Below are 23,159 nucleotides of genomic sequence, written 5' to 3'. Positions count from 1 at the left end.
CCTGGTGGGCGGGGCACATGCGTCCGCGCGGGGAAGGAGAGGGCGATGCGTCATCGCACGATCGGCGAGCTGATGACCCGGGAGGTGGTGAGTCTCCACGGCGACACCCCCTTCAAGGAGATCGCCCGCACGCTCTCACAGCACCAGGTGACCGCTGTTCCCTTGGTGGACGGAGGTGGCCGGGTCCTCGGGGTGGTGTCGGAAGGGGACCTGCTGCGCAAGACCGCCGACCAGGCCGCCACGCCTGGCGACCTGCCGGCCGTTCCGGACTTGGAGGCGTGGGAGCGGGCGAAGTCCGAGGGCACGCGCGCCGAGGAACTGATGTCCGCACCAGCCGTGTGCGCCCGGCCCGACTGGACGGTGGCGGAGGCGGCCCGGCTGATGGAGGTCCAAGGGGTCAAGCGGCTCGTTGTCGTCGACGGCGACGACCTGCTGCTGGGCATCGTGAGCCGACGCGACCTCTTGGGCATCTACCTCCGCGAGGACGACGACATCCGCCGGGAGATCGTCGAGGACGTTCTCGGTGACACGCTGCGCCTCGGACCTACCTCCCTCGCCGTTGAGGTGCGCGACGGGCGGGTGGAGCTCAGCGGCAGGCTGCCTTTCCGCGGCATGATCCCGGCGGTCGAGCGCATGTGCGCGACCGTGGACGGCGTGGTCTCGGTCTCCTGCACCCGTCTCACGTACGACGTCGATGACACCGAACGAGGAGGTGGACGATCATGACACGGAGCATCGTGGTCGGCGTGGACGGCACGGCGCAGGCCGAGGCAGCTGCGGAGTGGGCGGCCGAGGAGGCGCTGCTGCGCGGCACAGACGTGCATCTGGTGTATGCGAAGGAACCGGTACCGGGGTCCGCTCTGTCTCTCGTGGAGTGGGAGTCCGAGGAGCCGTGGGTCAGGGAGATGATGGCCCGCACCGCCGGTGAACTGCGCGAGCGCCATCGCGGCCTGTCCGTGACCTCCCAGGTGCTGCCCTCCAGCCCCGTGCCGGGTCTCGTCGCCGCGGCCGAGGAGGGCGAGCTGCTGGTCCTCGGCTCCCGGGCGCTCGGCAGCGTGGCCGGCTACCTCATCGGCTCAGTGGGCCTGACGGTCGCCGGTGCCGTCGAGCGACCCGTCGTACTGGTGCGGGCCGTCGGCGCGGCGAGCACTCCACGGGGCCCCGTCGTGGTCGGGGCCGACGTGCGGCAGCCCGTGGACTCCGTGCTGGGCTTCGCCTTCGAGGAAGCCGCGCGACGGCACACCCAGGTCCTCGTCGTGTACGTCCAGCAGCTCCCGCTGCACGCGGGAATGGGGCCCGCGATGGTCCCGGATTTCAGGCTTTCCATGGTGCCGGAGATCAAGCGTTCGGTGGAGGTGATGCTGGAACCCTGGCGGGCGAAGTATCCCGACGTCGAGGCGGTCGCCCGCGTGGCGGTCGGGTCGGCCGGACTCGAACTGGTGGCGGTCGCCCGGGAAGCCTCCCTCATGGTGGTGGGGCGGCGTACCCGCCGTTCGAAGCTCGGCGCGCACATCGGCAGCGTGGCCCACGCGGTCCTGCATCACAGCCCGGTGCCCGTGGCCCTCGTTCCGCACGACTGATCGGTACCGCTCAGTCGTCGGACACCGTCGGCCGCAGCCGTACCGCCGTGACCTTGTACTCCGGACACGAGGTCACGGTGTCGGCGTGCTCAGAGGTGAGGGAGTTTACGCCGCTGGCCGGGAAGTGGAACGCGCAGAAGACCTGCCCGGGGGCGAGTTCCGTGGCGACGCGGGCGACGAGGCGCGCCTGGCCGTGGCGGCTCTCGACGGTGACCGGAGTGCCGTCCCGCACACCGAACCGAACGGCGTCCTCGGCGGTCAGATCCAGGTGGTCGGAGGCGTCGAGGAGCAGGTTGCCACCTCGCCGGGTCATGCTCCCGGAGTTGTAGTGGGCCCATCGGCGCCCCGTGACGAGCACCAGCGGATAGTCCCGGTCCGGTTCCTCGCCGGGCGCCAGATAGGGAGCAGCCGACAGGTGGGCGCGCCGTCGGGCGTGGCGAACTCTTCGGCGTACAAAGTGCGTTCGCCAGGCAGGTCTGGCGCGGGGCAGGGCCAGGGCACAGCCCCCTCCTGGTCGATCCGCTCGTGTGACAGTCCGGCGAAGAGGGGTGTCACGCGTCCGCATTCGGCGAGTGCCGCCGCCGGGGTGGGACAGCCCAGGTCGGCACCGAGCGCATCGGCGACGGCGTGCACGACCTCGAAGTCGGAGCGCGCCGCACCGGGCGGAGGCACCGCCGGCCGTACGCGCTGGAAGCGGCGGTCGAAGTTGACGAAGGTCCCATCCTTCTCCAGCCAGGAGGCCACGGGCAGGACGACATCAGCGTGGTGGGCGGTCTCGCCGAGAAAGAGCTCGTTGACCACGACGAGCGGGCAGGCGTCGAGGGCCTCCGCGACCCGCCGGCTGTCGGGATCGGTCGCGCACACGTCCTCACCGATGATCCACAGAGCCCGCAGGCGGTCCTGCCGTGCCGCGGCGAACATCTCGGGGATGCGCATACCCGGCCGCTCGGGGACTCCCCGGCCCCACACCGCCTCGGCGCGGGCGCGGGCCTCCGGGTCGGTGACCCGGCCGTAGCCCGGGAGCAGATCGGGCAGGGCGCCCATGTCGGAGGCGCCTTGCACGTTGTTCTGGCCGCGCAGAGGGCTGATGCCGAACCCGCGGCCTGTGCCGCCGACGGCGCCGCGCAGGATCGGGAGGTTCGCCAGGGTGCGTACGCCGTCGGTGCCGTGCAGGTGCTCGGTGACGCCGAGTCCGTACAGGACGGCCGGCCGCTCGGCACGGCCGTACAGCCGGGCGGCCTTCCTGATGTCGTCGGCGGGGACACCGGTGATCCCGGCGACCCGCTCGGGCGGGTAGTCGGCCAGCAGGGCGGTGAGTTCGCCCAGTCCGGTGGCCCGGTCGCTGAGGAAGTCCGGGTCGGCCATGCCTTCGTCGACGAGGACGTGGGCCAGGCCGTGGAAGAGGGCGACGTTCGTACCGGGTCGCGGACGCAGGTGCACGTCGGCGTGAATGGCGAGGCCCACGGCACGGGGGTCGGCCACGATCAGGGAGGCCCCCGCGAGGGCCCGCTGGAGGAGGCGGGCACCGACGACGGGGTGGGCTTCGACGGGGTTGGCGCCGACGACCAGGAGACAGTCGGCGGTCTCGACGTCGTCGAAGGGGTCGGTGCCGCCGGCGCGCCCTAGTGAGGCGGTGAGTCCCGCAGCGGAAGGGGCGTGACAGAGACGGGAGCAGTTGTCGACGTTGTTGGTGCCGATGACGGTCCGCAGGAACTTCTGGACGAGGTAGTTCTCCTCGTTGGTGGCACGGGCGGAGGAGATCGCGGCCACCGAGTCGGGGCCGCCGTCAAGGACGGCCGCGCGCAGGCCGTCGGCGATCCGGGTCACCGCCTCGTCCCAGGTCGCCGGTCGCAGTTCGCCGTTCTCCCGGATCAGGGGCTCGGTGAGACGTTCGGCGGAGCTGAGATATCCGTACGCGAAACGGCCCTTGACGCAGGCGTGGCCCCGGTTGACAGGCCCGTCCCGGGCGGGGAGCACAGCAGCGACACGGTCCTCGCGGACGACGACGTCGAGGGTGCAGCCGACTCCGCAGTAGCCGCAGGTTGTGCGCACGCGGTCATGGGGGGTCTGCCGCGAGGTGAGGCCCTGACCGGGTCCGGGCTGGGTGATCGCCCCTGTCGGGCAGGTGTCGACACAGCCGCCGCAGGACACGCAGTCGGAGTCGGCCCAGAGGCCGCCAGTTCCCGGTGCGACGACCGTGTCGGCTCCGCGTCCGGTGAGGGTGAGCGCGAAGGTGCCCTGGACGTCGGAGCACATCCGGACGCAACGCCCGCATGCGATGCACAGGTCTCGGTCGAGATGAACGTACGGATGGCTCTCATCCAGCCCTCGCGTTCCGTCGGTGGTCGCCGTCTCCGCGGGGATCCCCAAGGCGCGGCACGCCTCGGCCAGTTCACTGCGAGCGCTGTCGGCCAGCGCGTGCGGCGGGAGTGCCGAGGCGATGAGGGCGACCGCTTCGCGGCGCAGATTCCGCAGCTCGTCGCCGAGTGTGTCGACTGCGATGTCCGGCTTGGCGGGCGTGACGCAGGCGGCGACGGTCCGGCCGTCGACGCGGACCAGACAGGTCCGGCAGGAGCCGGCCGGCCGGAGGCGGTCGTCGTGGCAGAGGGTGGGCAGGTCGGCTCCGGTGGCGCGTACCGCGTCGAGCAGTGAGGCCCCGGCGGGCAGTTCGACCGCGACGCCGTCGACCCGGAGCCGCGTCATCGGTCCCATCCTTCGAGGGTCGGCCCGTAGGCGCGAGCAAGGCTGCGGACGGCGGCGGGGACGCGGCGGCCGAAGGCGCAGAGGCTCGCCTCGCCCATCAGCCGCGCCAGTGGTTCGTAGGACTCGCCCGGCCCGCCCCGGCGCTGGGCGAGGTCGAATCCTCGCCGAGTGCCGACCCGGCAGGGCGAGCATGCTCCGCAGCTCTCATCCGCAGCGAACTCCCAGATGTGTCGCAGCAGTTCGTGCGGATCGGTGTCGCTGTCGAAGGCGACCATGCCGGCGTGACCGAGAGCGGCGCCGTGCGCGGCGAGTGCTGCCGTGGTGAGGGGGACATCGAGGGCGGTCCCGGCGAGGAAGCCGCCGAGGGGGCCGCCGATCTGGAGGGCGACCAGTTCACGGCCGTCCTTGAGGCCCCCGCCGTACCGTGTGACGATCTCGCCTACGGGGGTGCCGAGTTCGACCTCGTAGGCTCCGGGCCGGGCGAAGCGTTCGGACAGGCACACCAGTTTGGTGCCGGTCTCGTCCGGTACGCCACGACGGGCGTAGGACGCTCTGCCGTGGGCGACGATCCAGGGCACGGCCGCCAGCGTCTCCACGTTGTTGACCACTGTCGGCGTATCCCACAGGCCGTGGTCCGTGGGGTACGGGGGTCGGGGGCGCGCACAGCCGCGAGCGCCTTCGAGGCGGGCGATGAGGGCGGTCTCCTCGCCGGAGACGTAGGAACCGGCTCCTTCGACGATCTCTACGAACGGCCGCGGACCGGCTGCCCCGACCGAGGGAGCCAGATCGCCCTCCTCCGCCGCGCGTTCCACCGCCCGGCGCAGCCGAGCCATGGCCCTCGGATACTCGGAGCGCACCAGGACGATCCCGCGCCCTGCACCGCAGGCGAAGCAGGCCAGCGCGAGTCCCGTCAGGACCCGCTCCGGGTCCTCCTCCATGAGCAGCCGGTCGGCGTACGAGCCCGGGTCGCCCTCGTCCCCGTTGGCCACGACGACGGTGTCCGGCTTCCCCGCCACCGCGGCCCACTTGTCGGCCACCGGGAATCCTGCGCCGCCGCGCCCGCGCAGCCCCGAGACGGCGGTCTCCTCCCGTACGTCCTCGGGCCTCAGCCCGGCCACCGCCTCGCGCCACACGTTCCAGGCGTCCTGCCCTCCCACGATGCCGGCGAGCAGGACGGGCGCCCCAGTGGTGTCGGCCGCGGGAATGCCCGGCGCGCGCGGTTCCGTACGCCCGCCGAGTTGGTCGGCAAGGTCAGGGCCCGTGCGGGGCAGGGTGCCGTCGAGGGCGGCAGGGCCCGCGTAGCAGTAGCCGAGGCAGTGCACGGTCTGCAGCGAGGTCGCGCCCGCCTCGTCGACCGTGCCCGCCACCACTCCGAGGGAGTTTTCGACCTCGGCCAGATGCCGTCCGCCCCGAGCGGCGAAGCATGCCGTCGCGGTGCACACCCGCACGTGGCGCTCGCCGCGCGGGGCGGCGAGATCGGCGAAGAATGTGGCGGGGCCGAGGCCCGCTGCGGCCGGCAGTCCGCCTGCCTCCGCCACCTGGGGCGCCCATGTCTCGGGCCCTTCGGCGGTGCGGGCCCTGGCGCGTTCCAGCGCGGCCGGCATCCGCCCCTCGCGCCCTGCGCGCCGTGCGGTCAGCTCACGGAGCGCGTCCGGGCGTCGGCCCGGCTCCGCGGACATCCGACGGGTCATGCCCCCAGGGTGACCGGCCGGACCCCCGCCCGCATCCCGGCCGGTCGTCGGACTCACGGCTCCGCGAGTCCGGTTCCCGGCTCCAGGGCCCACCCGTTCCTCTCCACGGCCGTCCGGCCCCCCACCGGGGATCAGTCGGCCCCGATCGCTCTGCTGCGCACCGGACCGTGCCGCGGAACGCCCTCGGGGTCTCGGCCCCTGCCGCGCCGGTCGAGCAGATCCTCGGCGAGCGTCCGGCCCGCAGCGAGATCGACGAGGAGAAGTATTGCCGCCGCCTGACGGCCTTGCGCCGAGCGTCCTTCCCCTTCGATCTCGTGGCCGCCTGCCTCGCCGTGTGCGCCGTGGTGGCGTGGTTCGTGCTCCGCGACCGTCCGGGGCGTGCGACGGCGACGGGGTCGTTACTCTCGCGCACCGCCTCGGCGGTACGTACGCCTGCCACCTGGCAGCTGGCCTTCCTGTACGCCGTGTCCTTCGGCGGCTTCGTCGCGTTCAGCGTCTACCTGCCGACCTACCTCACCCGGGCCTACGAGCTCGACCGCTCCGACGCGGCACTGAGAACCGCAGGATTCGTCGTCCTGGCCGTGGCCATGCGGCCCGTGGGCGGCTGGTTGTCGGACCGGATCCATCCCGTGCCCGTGCTGACGGCGTCGTACGGTCTCGTTTCGCTGTGCGCCCTGGTCGCGGCGTTCGAGACAGAACTGGTCCCCGTGGGAACGGCGGCCTTCCTCGGCATGGCCGCCGGCCTCGGCGCCGGGTCCGGGGCCGTCTTCGCACTCGTGGCGCGACTGGTTCCGGCAGAGCGCGTCGGTTCGGTGACGGGAGTGGTCGGGGCGGCGGGCGGTCTCGGAGGCTTCTTCCCGCCCCTCGTGATGGGAGCGGTGGACAGCGTCGCGCACGACCACACATGGGGGGTCGTCCTCCCCGCCGTCACCGTGACGGGTGCCGGAACCCTGGCCACCGCCGTCCGGCGGCGCGCGCGGGCGACCACGGACGTCTGAGCGTTCCGGTACGAAGCCCAGCGGGTGGTCGCTGCGGTGAGCCGGCGATTGGGCCTTTCGGCCCCCAGGCAGGGCCTGGGTGGCCGTAGCCCGTTCTCCGTCCGAGGGCTGGTATGGAGAACATGAACACCGACCGGGCACTCCTTGTCGCCACCGGGGTACGCAAGACCTACCGGACGGGCTCGGTGGAGGTCACCGCCCTGCTCGACCTGGATCTGGTCGTGCGGCACGGGGAGATGGTGGGGGTCATGGGACCGTCGGGTTCCGGGAAGACCACGCTGCTGAACTGTCTGTCGGGGCTCGACGACATCGACGGTGGCCGCGTGGAGGTCGACGGTCACGACCTGTTCGCGATGTCGGACGCGGCACGCACGGAACACCGGGCCCGCACCATGGGTTTCGTCTTCCAGGCGTTCAACCTCATCCCCGTCTTCTCCGCCGTGGAGAACGTCGAACTGCCGCTCCTCCTGGTGGGCACCCAGCCGCGTGAGGCACGACGCAGGGCGCTGGCCATGCTCGACCGGGTCGGCCTCGCGCACCGGGTCGAGCACCGGCCGAGCGAGATGTCCGGTGGCGAGCAGCAACGGGTGACCATCGCCCGCGCCCTGGCCGGGCGTCCGGCCATCGTGTGGGCGGACGAACCCACCGGCAACCTCGACAGTGCGATGGCCGACCAGGTCATGGACCTGCTGTGCGAACTGAACCGGGACGAGGGCCAGACGATCGTCCTGGTCACTCACGACAGTGCCATCGGCGCACGCGTCCCCCGGCTGATCCGGATGCGCGACGGGCAACTGGTCGACGACGTCCGCCAAGCCGTCACCGCCCAGGCGTCGATCCGCGACAACCCCATGGGCTGACCATGTACCCGAACCTCCTCGTCCCACTGCTGACGGTTCTGGCCCTCGCCCTGGCGACCCTGGTGCTGGTCGCGGTCCGGCAGCCGGTGTCACGGCGGCTGGCCTTCCGGCAGGTCGCCCGTCGGCGCACCGAGGCGGCACTGGTGATCGGCGGATCGATGCTCGGAACCGCCATCGTCATCGGGGCCTTGGTCGTCGGCGACACCCTGAACTTCTCCGTACGTCAGGAGGCGTACCGCACGCTGGGGCCCGTGGACGAACGCGTGGTCGCGCCTCCGGGACCGACAGGCCGCGCCGTCACCGAACGACTGGCCGGCCTGAGCGGAAGCCCCGACGTCGACGGGGTCCTCGGCGCCCGGGCGACCCAGGCATCTGCCGTCAGCACCGACGACGGCCGCACGGTCGCCGAACCGCGCGTCCTGGCCTGGCAGATGGACTTCGGCGACGCGTCCCGCTTCGGCTCCCCGGGCGGAGACTCCGGTCTGGACGGACCGAACCCGAAGCCCGGCCAGGCCGTGGTCAACGAGCCGCTGGCCCGGTCCCTGAGCGTGGGAGCCGGTGATCCGATCACGCTGTACCTCTTCGGAGCACCGCAGACGTACCGGGTCGAGCGCGTCGTCCCGGAGCAGGGTCTGGCCGGTGTGGGCCTGGGCGGCAGGCTGAACCGCGACGTGTTCCTGCCGCCTGAGGCGCTGGACTCCGCCGCCCGGGCCACCGGCGCCGAGCCGCGCTCGGTCACCTTCGTGTCCAATCGAGGCGGCGTCGAGAGCGGCGAAGCCCTGACCGACCGGGTGACCGCCGACATCCGGAAGGCTCTGGGCCCGCTCGCCGGCCAGACGGCGATCGAGACACCGAAACACACGGTCCTGCGGGACGCCAAGCAGGCCGGTGACTCCCTCGGCGCGCTGTTCCTGATGATCGGCAGTTTCAGCATCATCGCGGGCGCGCTGCTGCTGGTGAACATCTTCGTGATGCTCGGCGAGGAGCGGAAGTCGCAGATGGGCATGGTGCGGGCGGTGGGGATGAAGCGTTCCCGGCTGGTCGGGTCCTTCACCCTCGAAGGGTCGACCTACGCGTTGCTGTCCTCCGTGCCGGGGGCGGCCATCGGGGTCGCGGTGGGCTATGGCGTCGCCGTGGTGGCGGCGCGGATCTTCCAGGGCTGGTCGGTCGGCGGCAGCAGTATCCGCATCGCGTTCGCCGTCACCCCGACCAGCGTCCTCAACGGTCTGGCCATGGGGCTCCTCATCGCTTTCACCGCGATCCTCGCCACCAGTGTGCGCATCAGCAGGTTCAACATCATCGCCGCCATCCGCGACCTCCCCACGACACCCGGGCAGCGACCGCGCCGCCGTCTGCTCGCGGTCTCCTCCGCCCTGGCCGTACTGTGCGCGCTCGCGGCCGTCCCGGCCGTGGCGCGCAGCCAGCCCGACGCCACGTACCTCATGCCGGCGCTCGCCCTCGCCTTCGCCACTCCGGCGCTGCTGCGTGTCCTTCCCGTTCACACGGTCACCACCGTGGTTGCGGGAGCCGTTCTGGCATGGACTCTCCTGGCACCCGTCATACGCCCCCGGATCTTCGACACTCCCTCGATGTCCGTGTACGTCGTCCAGGGCGCCCTCGCCGCCTTCTCCGCGGTGGTGCTCGTCAGCGACAACCAGAAGACACTGCTTCGCCCGATACGGCGACTCCTCCAACGCCCGACGGAGGGCGGCCTGGCGGCACGCCTGGCGGTCGCGTACCCCTTGGCCAAGCGATTCAGGACCGGCGCGACCCTGGTGATGTACACCCTCATCGTGTTCGTCCTCGTGCTTCTGACCGAGATCTCGGGCATCCTCCGTGCGGGCGTGGACGGAGTCGTCGCCGACGCCACCGCCGGATACTCGCTGCGACTGGACTACAACCACCAGGTCGCCGGAGACAAGCTGATTCCCGCCCTCCGTGAGGGTCCCTCAGCCCCGGAGATCGCCGTCGTCACACCGCTGCTCAACGCCATGGGACGGGCCACCGATCCGGGACACCGCAGCCCTCAGCCGCTGGACGCCGCGGTCGTCGGTGTGCCCGACGGCGCCATCACCGGCATCACCTTCCGGGAGCGCCTGCCCGGCCTGGCCGACGATCCCGCAGTCTGGCAGGCGCTGGCGACCGACCCCCGCTATGTCGTGATCGACGGCTTCTTCGGCAGCACCGGCGGCCCGGCCGGCGACTACTACGACCCCGGCGACACCCTCACCCTGACGGATCCCCGGACGGGCCGCAGCGAAGAGACGGTCATCGCCGGCGTGCTGAGCAACGGGCTGGTCTTCTACCCGGGCACCGGCGCCAGTTCGACCACGTACCCCGTCGTGATGGGCGAGCAGGGCATGCGCGCACTTTTCGGCGCCCACGCGCAGAACGCCTCCGCACTCGTACGAACGAGCCCCGGAACCTCCCCCGACGCCCTGGCGACCCAACTGCAGGGTGAGCAGCTCTCGTCCAGCCTGGTCGCCACACCCATCGAGTCGGACATCCGCCAGCAGTTCGACTCCAGCACCGCGTTCTTCCGCCTCATGCAGGGCTTCCTCGCCCTGGGCCTCGGCGTGGGCATCACCGGCCTCGGCGTCGTCATGGTCCGGGCCGTACGCGAACGCCGCCGCACCATCGGCATCCTGCGGGCCCTCGGCTTCCGGGCCCGGACCGTCCAGCGGTCCTTCCTGTGGGAGAGCACCTTCGTCGCGGTGGAGGGCATCGTGCTCGGCTCCCTGCTGGGTGTGCTGACGACCTGGTTGATGTACAGCAACAGCGCGGCGTTCGCGGGCCTCGATGGCGGCTTCCCCGTCGAATGGACCAGCATCGGCGGCCTGGCGGCGGCCACCTTCGCCGCGTCGCTCCTGGCCACGATCGGGCCGGCCCGCCGCGCCGCCGCCATCCGCCCGGCCCTCGCGGTCCGCGTCACCGAATGACGGGCACTCGTCGGGCGGATGGGTGACAGCCCGTCGGAATGAGCGCGGATCGGCCTGGCGGGCTCGGCTGCGCCGTCCACCCGAACAGGCGGAGAGTGTCCTGGCCCGGCCGCACCCCGGCGGCGTGCTCTACATACGGGCTACTTCGGCGGAAGGGTGCCGGCGAAGGCGACCGACGCCGTCACCCAGTGCCGCAGGACCGCGTCCTCGGCGAGCAGGGGGCCCGAGACCGTCACCCAGCCGCGCATCGGGCGGCCGGTGAAGTCCATCGGCCGGGCCTCGGGCCGGGTGAGCGCCTCGGCGGTGTCGGTGCCCACCCGGGCGATGAGCTCGTCGCCGACCACACCCACGCTCATGTTGCCGTCCAGCAGGAAGGACAGCCCGCCGAACATTCGCTTCTCGGTGATGCCCGGCCGATCCCCGAGCTGCTCCCTGATCCGCTGGGCCAGACCTTCGTCGTACGTCATACGCCCACACTCCCCCGCATTGCCTTCGCTTGCAGCCATTGCAATGGCGCATTGCATTCGACTGCAGGCCATTGCATCGATTCATCTGACTTCAGCTGCAGTTACGCGATCTCGTGATTGACCAATCCATGAATGCAACGTAGCTTTCCGGCACAGGCAAGCACGTCATATCGCGAGACGAGGAATGGTCATGGGCGAGTCCCTCCACACCGTTGCGACGCTGCCGACGGAGCGTCCGGCCGGCTGCCCCTTCGACCCGCCCGCAGAGCTGATCGAGGCCCGCGGACACGGTCCCATCAGCCGCTACACCCACCCCGGCGGGAAACCCGGCTGGCTGATCACCGGGTACGACCTGGTCAGGTCGGTCCTCGCCGACCCCCGGTTCAGCTCGCGCAAGGAGCTGCTGAACGTCGTCGACTTCCAGCTGCCTCCGGCGCCGCCCGGCGAGTTCCTCCTCATGGACGAGCCGCAGCACAGCCGCTACCGGAAGCCGCTGGTGGGCAAGTTCACCGTTCGGCGCATGCGGATGCTGACCGAGCGCATCGAGCAGATCACCGCCGACTGCCTGGACGCCATGGAGAAGACCGGGCCGCCGGCCGACCTGGTGACCGCGTTCGCCAAGCCCATCCCCACCATGGTGATCTGCGAGATCCTGGGCGTGCCTTACGAGGACCGGGCGTCCTTCCAGGAGCAGATCGACACGTTCATGGGCGGAGAGGTGAGCGACGAGGAGCTGATCGCGGCGTACACCGCGACCCAGGAGTACCTCGCGCGGCTGGTGGCCGCCAAGCGGGCCGCCCCCACCGACGACGTGCTCAGCGAACTCACCGACAGCGACCTGACCGACGAGGAGCTGAAGGGGATCAGCCTGATCCTCCTGGCGGCCGGGTTCGACACCACCGCGAACATGCTGTCGCTCGGCACCTTCGCGCTGCTGCGGAACCCGGGGCAGCTCGCCGCGCTGCGTGCCGACCCCGCGCTCACCGACGGGGCCGTGGAGGAGCTGCTGCGGTATCTCAGTGTCGCCAAGACGTTCATGCGGACGGCGCTGGAGGACGTGGAGGTCGGCGGGCAGACCGTCGAGGCCGGCACGACGGTCGTCCTGTCGTACCACACCGCCAACCGCGACCCCGAGCGCTTCGCCGACCCCCACGTGCTCGACCTCGGGAGGCAGGCCGCCGGGCATCTGGCCTTCAGCCACGGCATCCACCAGTGTCTGGGGCAGCAGCTGGCCCGTGTCGAGATGCGGGTCGCGTTCCGCGCGCTGGTGGACCGCTTCCCCACGCTGCGTCTCGCCGTGCCGGCCGAGGAGGTCGGTCTGCGCCCGGAGACCGCGGACATCTTCGGTGTGAAGAGCCTCCCGGTCACCTGGGACAAGAAGTGAGCACCGCGCAGCTGCACGTGGACCGTGGGCGCTGCATCGGCGCCGGGATGTGCGCCATGACCGCGCCCGAGGTCTTCGACCAGGACGACGACGGCCTCGTGCTCCTGCTGGACACCGAACCGCGCGCCGCCGACCGGGCGGCCGCTCGGATGGCCGCCGGCGTCTGCCCCTCCGGCGCGATCACGCTCCACGAAGCGGAGTCCGGCGGGAGCTAGGGCCTGTCTTTGAAGATCCTGCCCGCCCCGCGACGTCCGGTACACGCGCTCGCCGACGGGGCGGTCGGCCGCCCCGTCTCAGCGCCGTCCTGACACTGCTGGAACGGGGCGCCGGCCTGGTCTAGCGTGGAAGTGAGGCGCCGCGGCAGCGGCAGGCACCCGCGTCTGCCCATGGCCGGTCCCGCCCTGCGGTGTGCTCGATCGGCAGGTGAGGTCCATGACCAGCACGTCCGGTGCCACCACCCACGATCACGACGTGATCGTCGTCGGCGCACGGTGTGCGGGCGCGCCGACCGCCATGCTCCTGGCCCGTCTCGGTCACCGGGTCCTGCTCGTCGACCGGGCGACGTTCCCGAGCGACACGATCTCCACCCACATGATCCATCCGCCCGGGCTGGCCGCACTCGAACGCTGGGGGCTGCTGGACCGCATGATCGGGACGGGCTGCCCCGCCATCGACACCTACGCGTTCGATCTGGGGCCCTTCGTCATCGCCGGGTCCCCCGCCGGTGAGGGCTTCGAGGTCTCGTACGCCCCGCGCCGCACGGTGCTGGACAAGATCCTGGTCGACGCGGCCGCCGCCTCGGGTGCCGAGGTCCGGGAGGGTTTCACCGTCGAGGAGATCCTGTTCGACGGCGGGACGGTCACCGGAGTCAAGGGGCACGGCAAGGACGGCACGACCTGCGTCGACCGTGCCCGGATCGTCGTCGGCGCCGACGGACTCCACTCGTCCGTCGCGAAGGCGACGGACACCACGGGCTACGCGGAGAAGCCGAAGATCAACGCCTACTACTACACGTACTGGTCCGGGCTGCCGATGGAGGGGACGTTCGAGGCGTACGACCGCGAGGACCGCGCCTTCGCGGCCTGGCCCACCAACGACGATCTGACGATGGTCATCTGTGCCTGGCCGATGCGCGACTTCGAGGCCAACCGCGGTGACATCGAAGGCAACTACCACGACACGCTGGCCCGCGCGCCGGCCTTCGCCGAGCGGATCTCGAAGGCCACACGGGCCGAGCGGTTCGTCGGCACGGCCATACCCAACTACTTCCGCAGGCCCTACGGGCCCGGCTGGATCCTCGTCGGGGACGCGGGGTACCTGAAGGATCCCATCACCGCCCAGGGCATCCAGGACGCCTTCCGGGACGCGGAGCGGTGCGCCGGAGCGCTCGACGACGTGTTCGCCGGCCGCCGGGACTTCGAGGAGGCCATGCGCTCCTGCCAGGAGGAGAGGGACTCCGCGGCCATGAGCATGTACGAGTTCACGGCCGACTTCGCGACGATGGAACCGCCGCCGCCCGAGATGCAGGAGATGCTCCAGGCCGTGACCCGGAGCCGCTCGGCCCAGGACGAGTTCGTCCGGGTGACGGCCGGTGTGACACGGCCGGAGGAGTTCTTCGGACACATGCAGGAACGCATGGAGCGGGAGGGCACGGAGCAGGAACGCCTGGAGGAGGAGCACCGGGCACCTCACGCGGCCTGAGCTCCGCATCACGTGCATGTCCTGGCCGAATCAGGCCCCCATACCGCTCCGCGCCTAGTACCGTGGTGGGTAGGGCCCGGTGCCGCCAACTCCCCCGTTTGGCTGCGCCGGGCCCGCCCGCGTCCCCGGGCCACTTCGAGGGCATGACAACCTTGTCTCCCCGCGTCGGCGATCCGGGAGGGGACATGGGGGAACGGAAGACGCCCGAGGGCTATCTGGACGGGTACGCCGAGGTGCTCACGGTGGTCTGCGCGACCGGTCGCAGGCTCACACGCGAGGAGCTGGAGGCCTTCCGGTCCCGGGGAGAACGGGCGGCGGAGGACGGGATCGGGCTGCGGGCACTGGTCCGCGCCCACCTCACCGCCGCGAGGAGGACCCACGCCGGGCTGCCGCGGCCGAGTCAGGACAACCTCCTCGCCGCCGTCGAGCAGGCCGTCGACGCCTTCGCCGAGGGGCACGAACGGGCGCAGCGTCTGGCGGTACGCCAGGAGGAGGCGGCCAGACGGGAGTTCATCGACGACCTGCTCTACGGGCGCAGTGACCTCGGGCGCCTCGCCGAGCGCGCCGAACGCTTCGGGCTGCTGCTGTCCCATGCCCATGCCGTGGCCGTCGCCCAGGGTTCCGAGCCGTACGGGGACGGTTACGCGGTCGCGCGCAGCGTCGAGTCCGCGCTCGTCGCCCGGTTCGGCGACCGCCGCATCCTGCTCACCACCAAGGACGGCCGGCTGATCTGCGTCGCACCCGCCGACGAGCCCGATGTACTCGCCCACTTCGCGAAGCAGGCGCACGCGGCGACCGACGGCGGCCAGGTCGCCGTCGGCCGGGCCCACCCCGGCGCCGGCGGCGTCGTCCACTCCTACGAGGAGGCCGTCAACGCACTCGATCTCGCCGCCCGGATGAACCTGGACGAGCCGGTCCTGTACGCCGCCGACCTCCTCGTCTACCCCGTCCTCACCCGTGACCGCCAGGCCATGGTCGACCTCGTGCGCACGGTGCTCGGCCCGCTGAAGGACGCGCGTGGCGGCCCCGAGCCGCTCCTCGACACCCTCACCGCGTACTTCGACAACGGATGCGTCAGCGCCCAGGCGGCCCGCCGGCTGCGGCTCAGCGTACGGGCGATGACCTACCGCCTCGCCCGCATCCACCAGCTCACCGGGGCGGACCCGACCGATCCCGTTCAGCGCTACACGCTGCAGACGGCCGTTATCGGCGCCCGCCTCCTCGGCTGGCCGGACCAGCCGCTCTGACCCTCGGTCCGCCGACGCTCTTCATCCCGCCGCGCGCTCTCCGGCATCAAGAACGCGTAAAGATTGCCGACATCCGGCAGTGAACACGCGTCCGGGTGCGTGGCACCATCCGCGTGACGGCAGACGGAGCCGCACGGGGGAGGCACGACACACATGGGCTGGTTTCTCGGTCTCGGCATCGCCGGTCTGGTGCTCCTGGTCCTGGCCCTGGTCGTCGACGGGGTGATGGAGGGTGTCCTCGACGGTCTCGGCGCGGGCCTGGACGGCCTTCTGTCGTTGCCGGTGGTCGCCGGGTTCGTCTCGGCCCTGGGGTTCACGGGGGCCGTCGTCCTCGGGACCACCGGTACGGGGGCGGGGGTCGCCACCGGTGCGGGCGTGGTCGCGGGGGGCGTCACGGGGTGGGCGGCCTGGTGGTTCAGCCGGGCGCTCGTACGGGGCGACGGCACCGCGTCCGTACCGCGGGGCGAGGACCTGACCGGCAGCAGCGGATCGGTCGTCACCGCGATTCCGACGACGGGTTACGGCGAGGTCCTGCTCTCCCTGGGCGGCCAGCCCGTCAAGTACGCGGCGCGGGCCGCGGTCCCGGTCGCCCGCGGCACGGAGGTCTGGGTCGAGGCCGTCCTCTCCCCCACCTCCGTGGCCGTCCGGCCGGTCCGGCCCTGACCGTCCGGCCCGTTCCGCTCATCGTTCCAGCCAGTTCCGATCGAAGGGGGTCGCTCCATGAGCCCTGTCCTCATGGCCGTCGTAGGCATCGTCGTACTCGTCGTCCTGCTCGGCCTCGTCGTCATCACCCGCTACAAGGTCGCCGGGCCCAGCGAGGCGTTCATCATCACCGGCCGGCGCGGCAAGAAGTCCACGGATCCCGACACGGGACGGGTCTACACCGACAACAGCGGCCAGAAGGTCGTGGTCGGCGGCGGTGTCTTCGTCGTGCCGTTCGTGCAGCAGAAGTTCAGCCTCGACCTGTCCAGCCGCCACATCCCCGTCGCCGTCCGCGGCGCGGTCACCCTGCGCGGCGTGAAGGCGAACCTGGAGGGCGTCGCCATCGTCAAGGTGGGCGGGAACGAGGACTCGATCCGGGCCGCCGCCCAGCGCTTCCTGATGCAGCAGGACGGCATCGTCGGATTCACGCAGGAGGTGCTCTCCGGCGCGCTGCGGTCCATTGTGGGCCGGATGTCGGTGGAGGACATCATCCGCGACCGGGCCGCGTTCGCCGGCCAGGTGGCGGAGGAGGCGGAGGCGAGCCTCTCGGGCCAGGGCCTCGTGCTGGACGCCTTCCAGATCCAGGACATCACCACCGAGGGCTCCTACCTGGAGGACCTCGGCCGGCCCGAGGCCGCCCGCGCCAAGCAGGAGGCGGACATCGCCGAGGCCGTGGCCCGCCGCGCCGCCGAACAGGCCCGTCTGAAGGCGGAGGAGGAGATCGCGATCGCGCAGCGGACCCTCTACCTGAAGCAGGCGGAGATCAAGGCGCAGACGGACGAGGCGGCCGCCCAGGCGAACGCCGCCGGTCCGCTCGCCGAGGCCGCACGGCAGCAGGACGTGCTCTCCGAGCAGGAGAAGGTCGCCGCCCGGCAGGCCGCGCTCACCGACCGTCAGCTCGACACCCAGGTCCGCAAGCCCGCCGACGCCGCCCGTTACCAGGCCGAGCAGGAGGCCGAGGCCCGTCGCATCGCGCTCGTCAAGGAGGCCGAAGCGGCCTCCGAGCGTGCCCGCCTGACCGGTGAGGGCGAGAAGGCGCAGCGCGCCGCCCTCGCCGACGCCGTACGCATCGAGGGCGAGGCCGAGGCCGCCGCCATCGCCGCCAAGGGCACCGCGGAGGCGGACGCCATGCAGAAGAAGGCCGACGCGTTCGACCGGTACGGCGACGCGGCCGTCCTGCAGATGCTGGTCGAGGTCCTGCCGCAGGTCGTCGCCAAGGCGGCCGAACCGCTCGCCGCCGTCGACAAGATGACCGTCATCTCGACGGACGGGGCGAGCCGGCTGACCCGTACCGTCACCGACAACGTCACCCAGGGCATGGAGCTGCTCACCTCCGCCACCGGGGTCGACCTCTCGTCACTCCTCCAGCAGCTCACCCAGAAGAAGACCCACCCCGAGCCGGCCCCGGTGGCCGCCGCCGCGGCCACGCCGATCGAGATCACCGACGTGGCGTGAGGGGCAGCCGGACCGTGACGAGCAGGCCGCCGGCGGGGCGTGAGGTGAGGTCGAGGGTTCCGTCGTGGGCGCGGACGACGCTCTGCACGATGGCCAGGCCGAGGCCCACGCCGGCGTGCTCGTCGGTGCGGACGCGTTCCGTTCCGCGCTGAAAGGGCTCGGTGAGGGTCGGCACCAGGTCCGGCGGGAGCCGGTGGCCCGTGTTCTCGACCCTGAGCACGCTGGTGTCGCCCCGCGACTCGGTGTGGACCGTCACCGTGCCGCCGATGGGGAGGTTGTGGACGACGGCGTTCTGGACGAGGTTGGTCACCATCCGCAGCAGGAGCTCCTCGGAGCCGTCGGCCCGCGCCTCCCCGCCGGTGACGTCGAGCGTGATCCCGCGCTGTTCGGCGAGGGGCAGCAGCGTCTCGGCGGCCTCCTCGGCGAGGAGGGAGAGGTCGACGGGCGCGCGGGTGAAGGTTCCTCGGTCGCCGCGGCTGAGCAGCAGCAGGGCCTCGGTGAGGTCGATCGCCCGCGCGTTGACCGCGTGCAGGCGTTCGATCACCTCGTCCCGGTCCCGCGTCGGATCCTTGCGGGCGACGTCGAGGAGCGTCCGTGAGATCGCCAGCGGGGTGCGCAGTTCGTGGGAGGCGTTCGCGGCGAACCGCTGCTGCTCGGCGACGTGGGACTCCAGACGCCGGAGCATCGAGTCGAACGCGTCGGAGAGTTCACGGAACTCGTCCTGGCGGCCCTTCATACGGATGCGGTGGGACAGCGACCCGTTCCCGGCCATCCGTGCCGCGTCCGTGATCTGCGTGAGGGGCGCGAGCATCCGGCCCGCGAGCATCCATCCGCCGACGAGGCCGAAGAGCAGCAGGAAGGCCATCGCCACGGCCGCGGCCGGGAAGAAGGTGCGCACGAGGAGGTAGCGGTTCGGCGAGATCCCGAGCAGGCCTTGCGGGTTGTCGGGTACGTAGCGCAACAGGTACCCCCACACGACGGCCAGAAGCAGCGCACCGGCGACGGCGAGGAACCCGGCGTAGCTGAGGGTGAGTTTCAGCCGGACGCTGAGCCCGGAGCGTCTAGGCACGCGTGCCGCCGGGGCAGGTGGGGGTGGAGCCGGTCTCGATGCGGTAGCCGACACCCGGCACGGTGGCGATGAGCCACGGTTCGCCGAGCCGTTTGCGCAGGGCGGAGACCGTGATGCGTACGGCGTTGGTGAGGGGGTCGGCGTTCTCGTCCCAGGCCCTCTCCAGCAGCTCTTCGGCGCTGACGACCCCGCCCTCCGCGGCGACGAGGACTTCCAGCACCGCGAACTGCTTACGGGTGAGCGCGACGTAGCGCCCGTCGCGGAAGACCTCCCGGCGGAAGGGGTCGAGTCGCAGGCCCGCGATCTCGCGGACCGGGGGCCGGGCGTACGCGCGCCGTCGGTCGAGGGCCCTCAGCCGCAGGACGAGTTCCCGCAGCTCGAACGGCTTCGTGAGGTAGTCGTCGGCGCCGAGCTCGAACCCGGAGGCCTTGTCGTCGATCCGGTCGGCCGCCGTGAGCATGAGGATCGGGATGCCGCTGCCGGAGGCCACGATGCGCCGGGCGACCTCGTCGCCGGAGGGCCCGGGGATGTCGCGGTCGAGGACCGCGAGGTCGTAGGAGTGGACGCTGAGCAGTCGCAGGGCGGAGTCGCCGTCGCCTGCGATGTCGGCGGCGATCGCCTCGAGCCGCAGGCCGTCACGGACGGCCTCGGCCAGGTAGGGCTCGTCCTCCACGATCAGTACACGCATGGGAGAAGCCTAGGTCGGACGCCCGGTTCGGCCGGCCGGTGCCGGCAGGGGCCGGGGCCGGTCCGACGGCGTCTGCGCCTTCGTGCGCCACCAGCGGCGCGACGCCAGCCCCGCCAGTACGGCGCCGGTCGCGTTGACCAGGACGTCGTCCACCGAGGAGACCCGGTCGAGCCGCAGAACGTACTGGGCGGTCTCGACCAGGACCGAGCAGCCCGCCCCGAGCGCCAGGATCCGCGGCACGGACGCCACCGCCGCGTACCGCATCGGGGCGAAGAAGCCCAGCGACGCGAAGACGAGCAGATTGCCGGTGATCCCGAGCGGGCCCATCGTGACCAGGTCCCGCAGCGGCACCAGGCTCACCCGTGCGGGAGCGACGCCGGGCGCGGCGCCCGGCATCAGGATCAGCCACACGAAGGGCACCGTGCCGTGGACCATGCCCACCTCGGCCAGCGACGTCCGCCAGGCCCCGGCGGTACCCGCGGCCCGGCGTCGGCGCGCCAGGGCCCAGGCCACGAGGACGGCCAGGGGCACGGTGACCAGCGTCATGAGCACCACGCCGTTGAAGGTGTCGAGACAGCCGTGCCACCGCCCGGCCACGCACCTCGGTGCGGACATCAGGAGCGGCCCTCTGATGACGTACAGGACGCCGGCCAGTCCGGTGACCGCCAGGCCGAGGAGCACGGTCCTGCGCGTGCGGCGCGGCGGTGCCGACAGGGATGCGTCGTGGTTCATGCCCTCATTGGACGCCAGGCGCCGTTGTGGTGGCGTATGCGCTTTTCGATACGCCCGCGATATACGGCCCCCGGCGTCCGTTCGGCGGCGTACGACGAGGATGTCAGGCGAGGCGCGCCAGGGTGTCCAGTACGGGCTGTGCGCCGTCCTCGCCGGTCAGGTCTGCGGCGAGGCGGCGGGAGCGTGCGCGCAGTACGGGGTCGCGGGTCGCGGTGGTGATCGCGGCCGCCAGGCGCCCGGCCGTGATCCGCTGGTGCCGCAGGGGTGCCGGGGCGACCCCGAGGCGGGCGAGGCGGGCCGCCCAGAAGTGCTGGTCCAGCTGGACCGGGACCGGTACGGCCGGGACCCCGGCGCGCAGGCCGGCCGCTGTCGTACCGGCGCCGGCGTGGTGGACGACGGCGGCGGTCCGCGGGAAGAGCCAGGCGTGCGGGACCTCCTGGACGGTGAGCAGGTCGTCTCCTTCGGCGTGCAGCCCGCTCCAGCCCGCCTGGACGATCCCGCGTACGTTGGCCCGGCGCAGGGCCTCGGCGAGCAGCTCGCTCAGCCGGTCGGCCTCGGCGGTGACACAGCTGCCGAAGCCGACGAAGACGGGCGGCGGGCCGGAGTCGAGGAAGTCCGCGAGCCGTGGGTCGGGCCGCCAGCCGGGGAGTGTCGGGGGCCACCAGTAGCCGCAGACCCGGTGGCCGTCGGGCCAGTCGGCAGGCCGGGGGACGATCCGCGTGCTGAAGCCGTGCAGGACCGTCCGGTCGCGCGGCAGGGCCAGGGGGCCTGCCCACCGTCGCGGCGGCAGGCCGAGTTCGCGTCGCAGCCGGGTGACTGCGGGGGCGAAGATCCGGTCGGTCGCGGCCCACAGGGCCTGGGTGGCCAGCCGGTTCCCGTACGGTCCGAACGACCGGAGCCCCGTCATCATCGGCGGGAACGCCGACGTGGGGTGGAGCGGCTGGAGGGGAAGTCCGATGGTCGGCAGGCGCAGGCCTTCGCCGAGAACGGAGCAGACGGGTTCGGTGACCGTGGAGCTGAACAGGACGTCGGCCCCCTGGCGTACCGCGTCCACGACACCGGCGCTCAGCCGGGGCATGAACGCCGCCGCCATCCGTACGATCCGCGCCAGCTCCACCGGGGCGGCGGCCGCTCGCGCCAGGCCCTGTCCGTGCTCCGACGCCAGCTCTGCCCGGGGGTCGACGGGCAGCGGCCGGAAGCCGAGCCCGTGCGCCGTCACCGCCTGCTCGAAGCGCTCATGGGTGGCGAGCGCCACGTCGTGGCCCGCCGCGCGCAGCCGCACGCCGAGGCCGGTGTAGGGGGCGACGTCGCCCCAGCTTCCCGCCGTCACGATCAACACGCGCACCCGGGCAGCATGCCAGACCGGCGGGGCCCCGTCGGGGACGTGGCGTCACACGTCCTGGATGCGCCGGAAGGGCTGCTCCGCCTCCAGCGCGAACGCGACCTCCAGAAGCGTCCGTTCACCGCCCGGGCGGCCGGAGAACATGACGCCGATGGGGAGTCCGTCCTCGGTGGCGCTCGCGGCGGGCACCGAGATCGAGGGCGTGCCCACGACGTTGTTGACCGGGGTGAACGCGACGTACGCGAGGATCCGTTCGATGAGTGTCGCGTACGGGACGGTCGGGCTGAGGTGGCCGATCCGCGGTGTGGTGTGGGCGAGCACGGGCGACAGGAGGAGGTCGAGACCGCGGAAGGCCGCCGCGTACGCGCGTTCCGTCCGCTTCAGCCTCCGCAGCATCCCCGGGGTGCGCTGCCAGGTGGCGAGGTACGTCTCGCGCAGGCCGCGGCTGAGCCCGTCCATGCGGCGCCGGTCGAAGCCGGTGCCGAGCGTCCGGCCGGTGATGCCGAGGAGGAACGACAGCATCCCCCAGTAGGTGAGGAAGTCCTCGGTGAACCTGGGGTCGATGGCCACCTCCACCGGCTCCACGGTGTGGCCGAGCCGTTCGAGGGTGGCCGCGGTCTCCGTGACCGCCGCGCGGGTGGCGGCGTCGGTGCGGACGCCGCCGGGCGAGTCGAGGAGGAGGCCGATGCGCAGCCGCCGCTCCGAGGGGCCTTCGACCAGGCCCAGGGGCGGCAGCTTCGGGTTGCGCCAGTGCGTCTCGGCGGCGGCGAGGAACGCGGCGGTGTCGCGGACGGAGCGGCTGACGATCCCGTCGGAGACGATGTCGAGCGGCAGTTGACGGCTCTGGGCGTTCCTCACGACCCGGCCGCGGGTCGGCTTGAGTCCGACGAGTCCGCAGCAGGCGGCGGGGATCCGGATCGACCCGCCGCCGTCGTTGGCGTGGGCGATCGGGACGGCCCCGGCGGCGACGAGCGCGGCGCTGCCCCCGGAGGAACCACCGGCCGAGTAGGCGGTGTTCCAGGGGTTGCGGACGGGCTCGGCGCCCTCGTACTCGGTGGTCGGGCTGAACCCGAACTCGGGCAGCCGGGTCTTGCCCAGCACGGTGACGCCGCTGCTGAGGAACTGCCGGGCGAACGGCGCGTGCCGGCGGGCGGCCCTCGGGGTGAAGGAGGCGCTGCCGTGGCCGGTCGGCAGCCCCAGGTGGTCGGTGTTGTCCTTGACGAAGGTCGGCACCCCTGCGAGGGGGCCGTCGCCGCCCGCGGCGTGCGCCGGCAGGTCGACGTGCACCTGGACGGCGTGGAGCCGTTCCTCGACGGCCCGCACCCGCCCGGCCGCGTCCCGTGCCGCCTCGGCGGCGCCGACCTCGCCGCGCCGGATCGCCGCGGCGAGTCCGACGGCGTCGTGGTCGCCCAGGGAGTCGTCCCGGAACGCGTGCACCGTGGTTCGTTCGTCGAAAGTCGTCACCGCTGCATCAGCCCCCGACCGTGTGGATGGTTGCCCGCCATCATTCCTTACCGCCAAGTAACACGCGAGGATTTCGGAACCTCGACCCGGTGCGGGGGTCGCGCTTCTGCCGACCCCGGTACATGGCGCGGAAGTTG

The 23,159-nt window shown here is 72.1% G+C and carries 20 protein-coding genes; 11 read left to right on the top strand and 9 right to left on the bottom strand.

The window, feature by feature from the left end; translation table 11 throughout:
* The first annotated feature begins 45 nt into the window (after positions 1-45).
* Together ACZ3IJ_RS01175 and ACZ3IJ_RS01170 are read left to right on the top strand one after the other, a co-directional pair.
* Positions 46-726, top strand: a complete 681-nt coding sequence (locus ACZ3IJ_RS01175) for a CBS domain-containing protein (protein WP_467465539.1) — start codon at positions 46-48, stop codon at positions 724-726.
* A complete protein-coding gene (locus ACZ3IJ_RS01170; RefSeq protein WP_467465538.1) occupies positions 723-1,580 on the top strand; it encodes a universal stress protein in 858 nt (285 codons plus the stop codon). The genes ACZ3IJ_RS01175 and ACZ3IJ_RS01170 overlap by 4 nt, the downstream gene beginning before the upstream one ends.
* A gap of 10 nt (positions 1,581-1,590) precedes the next feature.
* Here the strand turns inward: ACZ3IJ_RS01170 and ACZ3IJ_RS01165 are convergent, their stop codons facing one another.
* Genes ACZ3IJ_RS01165 through ACZ3IJ_RS01155 form a run of 3 tightly spaced genes read right to left on the bottom strand, consistent with a single transcriptional unit; the run spans position 1,591 to position 5,974 of the window.
* On the bottom strand, positions 1,591-1,893 hold the full coding sequence (locus tag ACZ3IJ_RS01165; RefSeq protein WP_467465537.1) for a molybdopterin dinucleotide binding domain-containing protein: 303 nt from the start codon (positions 1,891-1,893) through the stop codon (positions 1,591-1,593).
* Complete coding sequence (locus tag ACZ3IJ_RS01160) at positions 1,890-4,283, bottom strand: molybdopterin-dependent oxidoreductase (RefSeq protein ID WP_467465536.1); 2,394 nt, start codon at positions 4,281-4,283, stop codon at positions 1,890-1,892. The genes ACZ3IJ_RS01165 and ACZ3IJ_RS01160 overlap by 4 nt, the downstream gene beginning before the upstream one ends.
* Positions 4,280-5,974 (bottom strand): NAD(P)H-dependent oxidoreductase subunit E, encoded by a 1,695-nt coding sequence (locus ACZ3IJ_RS01155; RefSeq protein WP_467465535.1) that lies wholly within the window; start codon positions 5,972-5,974, stop codon positions 4,280-4,282. Before ACZ3IJ_RS01155 ends, ACZ3IJ_RS01160 begins: the two co-directional genes overlap by 4 nt.
* 167 nt (positions 5,975-6,141) lie before the next feature.
* On the opposite strand from ACZ3IJ_RS01155, the gene ACZ3IJ_RS01150 reads away from it, so the two are divergent.
* The 3 genes from ACZ3IJ_RS01150 to ACZ3IJ_RS01140 all read left to right on the top strand — a co-directional run bounded on the left by ACZ3IJ_RS01150 (position 6,142) and on the right by ACZ3IJ_RS01140 (position 10,771).
* Entirely contained in the window at positions 6,142-6,972 is an 831-nt protein-coding gene (locus ACZ3IJ_RS01150; RefSeq protein WP_467465534.1) for an MFS transporter, read from the top strand.
* A gap of 122 nt (positions 6,973-7,094) precedes the next feature.
* Complete coding sequence (locus ACZ3IJ_RS01145; RefSeq protein ID WP_467465533.1) at positions 7,095-7,832, top strand: ABC transporter ATP-binding protein; 738 nt, start codon at positions 7,095-7,097, stop codon at positions 7,830-7,832.
* Positions 7,833-7,834: 2 nt separating this feature from the next.
* Complete coding sequence (locus tag ACZ3IJ_RS01140; RefSeq protein WP_467465532.1) at positions 7,835-10,771, top strand: FtsX-like permease family protein; 2,937 nt, start codon at positions 7,835-7,837, stop codon at positions 10,769-10,771.
* Positions 10,772-10,911: 140 nt separating this feature from the next.
* On the opposite strand, the gene ACZ3IJ_RS01135 is transcribed toward ACZ3IJ_RS01140, so the two are convergent.
* On the bottom strand, positions 10,912-11,238 hold the full coding sequence (locus ACZ3IJ_RS01135) for a TfoX/Sxy family protein (protein WP_467465531.1): 327 nt from the start codon (positions 11,236-11,238) through the stop codon (positions 10,912-10,914).
* Between the two features lie 190 nt (positions 11,239-11,428).
* On the opposite strand from ACZ3IJ_RS01135, the gene ACZ3IJ_RS01130 reads away from it, so the two are divergent.
* The 6 genes from ACZ3IJ_RS01130 to ACZ3IJ_RS01105 all read left to right on the top strand — a co-directional run bounded on the left by ACZ3IJ_RS01130 (position 11,429) and on the right by ACZ3IJ_RS01105 (position 17,727).
* On the top strand, positions 11,429-12,622 hold the full coding sequence (locus ACZ3IJ_RS01130; protein ID WP_467465530.1) for a cytochrome P450: 1,194 nt from the start codon (positions 11,429-11,431) through the stop codon (positions 12,620-12,622).
* Entirely contained in the window at positions 12,619-12,837 is a 219-nt protein-coding gene (locus tag ACZ3IJ_RS01125; protein WP_467465529.1) for a ferredoxin, read from the top strand. The genes ACZ3IJ_RS01130 and ACZ3IJ_RS01125 overlap by 4 nt, the downstream gene beginning before the upstream one ends.
* Positions 12,838-13,054: 217 nt before the next feature.
* A complete protein-coding gene (locus ACZ3IJ_RS01120; RefSeq protein ID WP_467465528.1) occupies positions 13,055-14,323 on the top strand; it encodes an NAD(P)/FAD-dependent oxidoreductase in 1,269 nt (422 codons plus the stop codon).
* Positions 14,324-14,508: 185 nt separating this feature from the next.
* Complete coding sequence (locus ACZ3IJ_RS01115; protein WP_467465526.1) at positions 14,509-15,570, top strand: PucR family transcriptional regulator; 1,062 nt, start codon at positions 14,509-14,511, stop codon at positions 15,568-15,570.
* A gap of 153 nt (positions 15,571-15,723) precedes the next feature.
* Positions 15,724-16,233, top strand: coding sequence for a hypothetical protein (locus tag ACZ3IJ_RS01110; protein ID WP_467465525.1), 510 nt, complete (start codon positions 15,724-15,726; stop codon positions 16,231-16,233).
* 57 nt (positions 16,234-16,290) lie between these two features.
* Positions 16,291-17,727 carry a flotillin family protein gene (locus ACZ3IJ_RS01105; protein ID WP_467465524.1) on the top strand — a complete coding sequence of 479 codons (1,437 nt, stop codon included), beginning with the start codon at positions 16,291-16,293 and terminating at the stop codon, positions 17,725-17,727.
* Here the strand turns inward: ACZ3IJ_RS01105 and ACZ3IJ_RS01100 are convergent.
* The 5 genes from ACZ3IJ_RS01100 to ACZ3IJ_RS01080 all read right to left on the bottom strand — a co-directional run bounded on the left by ACZ3IJ_RS01100 (position 17,711) and on the right by ACZ3IJ_RS01080 (position 23,022).
* Entirely contained in the window at positions 17,711-18,796 is a 1,086-nt protein-coding gene (locus tag ACZ3IJ_RS01100; protein ID WP_467465523.1) for a sensor histidine kinase, read from the bottom strand. The genes ACZ3IJ_RS01105 and ACZ3IJ_RS01100 overlap by 17 nt on opposite strands.
* Entirely contained in the window at positions 18,789-19,484 is a 696-nt protein-coding gene (locus tag ACZ3IJ_RS01095) for a response regulator transcription factor (RefSeq protein ID WP_467465522.1), read from the bottom strand. The genes ACZ3IJ_RS01100 and ACZ3IJ_RS01095 overlap by 8 nt, the downstream gene beginning before the upstream one ends.
* 9 nt (positions 19,485-19,493) lie before the next feature.
* On the bottom strand, positions 19,494-20,216 hold the full coding sequence (locus ACZ3IJ_RS01090; protein ID WP_467465521.1) for a VanZ family protein: 723 nt from the start codon (positions 20,214-20,216) through the stop codon (positions 19,494-19,496).
* A gap of 103 nt (positions 20,217-20,319) precedes the next feature.
* Positions 20,320-21,561, bottom strand: coding sequence for a glycosyltransferase (locus tag ACZ3IJ_RS01085; RefSeq protein ID WP_467465520.1), 1,242 nt, complete (start codon positions 21,559-21,561; stop codon positions 20,320-20,322).
* 45 nt (positions 21,562-21,606) lie between these two features.
* Positions 21,607-23,022, bottom strand: coding sequence for an amidase (locus tag ACZ3IJ_RS01080; RefSeq protein ID WP_467465519.1), 1,416 nt, complete (start codon positions 23,020-23,022; stop codon positions 21,607-21,609).
* Between the last annotated feature and the right edge of the window lie 137 nt (positions 23,023-23,159).

The sequence above is a fragment of the Streptomyces sp. NPDC013317 genome (genome assembly GCF_055563155.1).
Note: the sequence above shows the minus strand (reverse complement) of the source record. Positions and strands in the feature narration are given on the sequence as shown.